The following is a 4,038-nucleotide window of genomic DNA, read 5'->3' on the forward strand; positions in this document are numbered from 1 at the left end:
GACCGCCGCGGCACCCGCGCTGCCTGCTGCGCCGGCTGCCGCCGGGGCCGCCGTGTCGTCCGGCAGCTCGTACTGCGGCAGCGCGTCGTTCGACGCCGGCGCGCCGGCCTCGCCGCGTGCGTTGTTGATCAGCATCTGGCGGCGCTGCAGATAGGCGTTGCGCACGAACGAATACTTGTCGAGCGCCGCGGCATCGAGCACGTCGCCCGCGCCGAGCAGGTTCGCGCGCGTGTTGACGAGGTTCACGCCGTACAGCCCCCAGCTCACGCTGTCCGGCTTCACGTAGGTGAGCGGATTGCCGACGTAGTCGACGCCCAGGCCGGCCGCATCGCGCAGCGTGCTCGGGCCGAGCAGCGGCAGCACGAGGTACGGGCCCGACGGCACGCCGTAGCGGCCCATCGTGATCCCGAAATCGGCCGTGTGCTTCGGCAGCTTCGCGATCGTCGCGACGTCGAACAGGCCGCCGACGCCGAATACCGTGTTGATCACGACGCGCATCAGGTCGCCGACGCCGTCCGCGATGCGCAGCTGCACGAGGTTGTTCGCCGCGATATAGACGTCCCCGATGTTCGAGAAGAAGTTCGTCACGCTGTCGCGCACCGGCTGCGGCACCACGTACTGATAGCCCTTCGCGACCGGCTTCAGCGCGTACGTGTCGACGGTGTCGTTGAACTTGTACATCGTGCGGTTGAAGCCTTCGAGCGGATCGCCCTTGGTCGGCGTCTGCACGGTCGCGCAGCCGCTCAACGCGGCGACGGCCACAGCCGCGAGCGCGGCGTGCCTGATCCGGATCGTCTGCATGTTGGTTACCCTCTTTGTTCTCTTGTGTGTTTATTGTGCGGCCGAACCCGCGACCGCCGACGCCGGCACCGGCACGGGAGCCGGTGCGGCCGGCGCGCCGGGCGCCCCCGCTGCGCCTGCAGCCGGCTTCGAGCCGCCCGCGTCGGCCGCCTTGCTGTACAGGAATTGCCCGATCAGGTTTTCGAGCACGATCGCCGACTGCGTCATCGCGATCGTGTCGCCCGTCTTCAGCATCTCGGTGTCGCCGCCCGGATCGAGTCCGATATATTGCTCGCCGAGCAGGCCCGACGTCAGGATCTTCGCGGACGAATCCTTCGGAAACGGATACTGGCTGTCGAGATCGACCGTCACGACCGCCTGATAGGTATTCGGATCGAAGCCGATCGACTTTACGCGGCCGACCACGACACCGGCGCTCTTCACGGCCGCACGCGGCTTCAGCCCGCCGATGTTGTCGAACTTCATCCTCACCGAATACGTCGGCTGAAACGACAGCGAGCTCATGTTGCCGACCTTCAGCGCAAGGAACAGCAGCGCAACGAACCCCACCACCACGAACAGGCCGACCCAGAAGTCGAGAGCAGTCTTTTTCATCGTCATCCCAAAATTTGGCTTGGCTGAGGCTTAGCTGAACATCAGCGCGGTCAGCAGGAAATCGAGACCGAGTACGGCAAGCGATGCGAACACGACGGTCTTGGTCGTCGCACGCGACACGCCCTCGGGCGTGGGCTTCGCCTCGTACCCTTGAAACAGTGCAATGAAGGTCACCGCGAAGCCGAACACGATGCTTTTCAGCACGCCGTTGCCGACGTCGGCCCACACTTCGACGCCGCCCTGCATCTGCGACCAGAACGCGCCCGGGTCGACGCCGATCAGCACGACGCCGACGAAATAGCCGCCGAGCACGCCGACCGCGTTGAAGATCGCCGCGAGCAGCGGCATCGTGATGATCCCGGCCCACATACGCGGCGCGATCACCGTCTTGATCGGATCGACGGCCATCATTTCGAGCGCGGTCAGCTGCTCGCCGGCCTTCATCAGCCCGATCTCGGCGGTCAACGACGTGCCCGCGCGCCCCGCGAACAGCAGCGCCGTGACGACCGGGCCGAGCTCGCGCACGAGCGACAGCGCGACGAGCAGCCCGAGTGCCTGCTCGGAGCCGTAGCGGTTCAGCGTGTAATAGCCCTGCAGCCCGAGCACGAAGCCGACGAACAGCCCCGACACGGCGATGATCACGAACGAGTAGTTGCCGAGGAAGTGGATCTGCTTCGTGACGAGCCGCGGCCGGCGCAGCAGCGGGAAGAATTCGAGCACGAGGCGCACGAACAGCCGCGTGCCGTAGCCCGCGCGTTCGAGGCCGCCGATGACGTAACGTCCGATCGCGCTGATCATGCGCGTCCTCCGCCGAGCCCGAAATCCGCCGCCAGCGGCGGGCTCGTGTAATGAAATTTGAACGGGCCGTCCGGCGCGCCGTCGATGAACTGACGCACGCTCGGATCGGTCGAGGCGCGCAGCTCGTCGGGCGTGCCCTGCGCGAGCACGCCGCCGTTGGCCAGGAAGTAGACGTAGTCGGCGATCGCGAACGATTCCGGCACGTCGTGCGTGACGAGGATCGACGTCGCGCCGAGCGCCTGGTTCAGCGTGCGGATCAGATTCGCGGTGATACCGAGCGAGATCGGGTCGAGGCCCGCGAACGGCTCGTCGTACATGATCAGTTGCGGATCGAGCGCGATCGCGCGCGCGAGCGCGATGCGGCGCGCCATGCCGCCCGACACCTCGGACGGCATCAGGTCGCGCGCGCCGCGCAGGCCCACCGCGTTCAGCTTCATCAGCACGAGGTCGCGGATCAGCTCTTCGGGCAAGTCGGTGTGCTCGCGCAGCGCGAACGCGACGTTGTCGAACACCGACATGTCGGTAAACAGCGCGCCGAACTGGAACAGCATCCCCATCTTGCGGCGCAGCGCGTACAGGCCGTCGCGCGTCTGCGCGCCGACGTCGGCGCCGTCGAACAGCACCTGGCCGCGACGCGCGCGCACGAGCCCGCCGATCAGGCGCAGCACGGTCGTCTTGCCGCAACCCGACCCGCCCATCACCGCGACCACCTGCCCGCGCCCGAAGCGCATGTTCAGGTTCGACAGCACGAGGCGGTCGCCGTAGCCAAAGTCGACGTCGCGAAGTTCCAGCAGTGTCTCGGTAGGAGAGGGGCTCACGGAGCGGACAGTCCTTTTACGCAGAACGCCGAATTATAGGGCCTGCCTCGGAATGATGTCGTGACGCCTTTCCCGACCGCGCGGTCAACGATTGTCAAATAGGGGGCACAAAGCACCGCTGCAGCGCAGTAATCGCCGCGCGGTAATCGGCCGCGCCGGTCACCGCGCTGACCACCGCGACGCTGCCGACGCCGGTCGCGAGCACGGCCGGCAAGGCGTCGAGCCCGACGCCGCCGATCGCGACGAGCGGCACGCTCGAGCCGGCGAAGCGCGCGTAGCACGCAATCCGCGCGAGCCCCTGCGGCGGCGCGGCAACGGCCTTGGTCGCGGTCGCGAACACGGGCCCGAGCGCGAGGTAGCTCGGCCGCTCGTGCAGTGCGCGCAGCATCTCGTAATAGCCATGGCTCGACAGCCCGAGCCGCAGCCCCGCGCGTGCGAGCGCGGCGAGATCGGCGGTTTCGAGATCTTCCTGACCGAGATGTACGCCGTACGCGCCCTCATCTGCCGCGATCTGCCAGTAATCGTTGATGAACACGCGCGCATCCGGATAGCGGCGGCCCGCCGCGACCGCGCGCGCGATTTCGCGGCGCAGCGCGTCCGGCGCCGCGCCCTTCACGCGCAGCTGTACCGTCTGCACGCCGCAGTCGAGCACGCGTTCGACCCACTCGGCGTCCGGTACGACCGGATAGAGGCCCAGGCGCGCCGGGCATGGCGCGAATGCCGGCTCGGCGGCGGCCGGCAGCCCGGCGACGCGCGGAAACTGCGCGGCGTCGACGGGCCATGCGTCGTCGGCGCGCGTCTCGTCGCCGTCGCGCCACGCGAGCGCGAGCACCAGCGCGTCGAGCGGCGCGAAACCGCAATCGAGAAACGCGGCGAGCGCCGCGATCCAGTCGTCCGCGAGCGCATGCGCGGCATCGAGCGCGTAGCGCGCGCCGGCCGCGTGCAGCGCCGCGCCGCGCTCGTCGAATTCGATCGCGACGGCGTTCGGCGATGCGGGCCGCGACACGGCCGATGCGCGCGCCTGCCC

At 68.4% G+C, this 4,038-nt stretch carries 5 protein-coding genes; all 5 read right to left on the reverse strand.

Going from position 1 to position 4,038, the window contains the following annotated elements; all coding sequences use genetic code 11:
* Positions 1-801, reverse strand: an 801-nt coding sequence (locus HMPREF3115_RS24505; protein WP_070556452.1) for an MlaA family lipoprotein, incomplete at its 3' end; no start/stop codon positions are given.
* 30 nt (positions 802-831) lie between these two features.
* Positions 832-1,401 carry an outer membrane lipid asymmetry maintenance protein MlaD gene (mlaD, locus tag HMPREF3115_RS24510; protein ID WP_006406986.1) on the reverse strand — a complete coding sequence of 190 codons (570 nt, stop codon included), beginning with the start codon at positions 1,399-1,401 and terminating at the stop codon, positions 832-834.
* A gap of 24 nt (positions 1,402-1,425) precedes the next feature.
* Positions 1,426-2,193 carry a lipid asymmetry maintenance ABC transporter permease subunit MlaE gene (gene mlaE, locus HMPREF3115_RS24515; RefSeq protein ID WP_006400594.1) on the reverse strand — a complete coding sequence of 256 codons (768 nt, stop codon included), beginning with the start codon at positions 2,191-2,193 and terminating at the stop codon, positions 1,426-1,428.
* A complete protein-coding gene (locus tag HMPREF3115_RS24520; protein ID WP_006400595.1) occupies positions 2,190-3,011 on the reverse strand; it encodes an ABC transporter ATP-binding protein in 822 nt (273 codons plus the stop codon). Before HMPREF3115_RS24520 ends, mlaE begins: the two co-directional genes overlap by 4 nt.
* A 94-nt stretch (positions 3,012-3,105) precedes the next feature.
* The coding region (gene thiE / locus HMPREF3115_RS24525) for a thiamine phosphate synthase (protein ID WP_083302290.1) at positions 3,106-4,038 on the reverse strand (933 nt) is incomplete at its 5' end.

Source organism: Burkholderia sp. HMSC10F09 (genome assembly GCF_001806955.1).
GTDB lineage: Bacteria > Pseudomonadota > Gammaproteobacteria > Burkholderiales > Burkholderiaceae > Burkholderia > Burkholderia multivorans.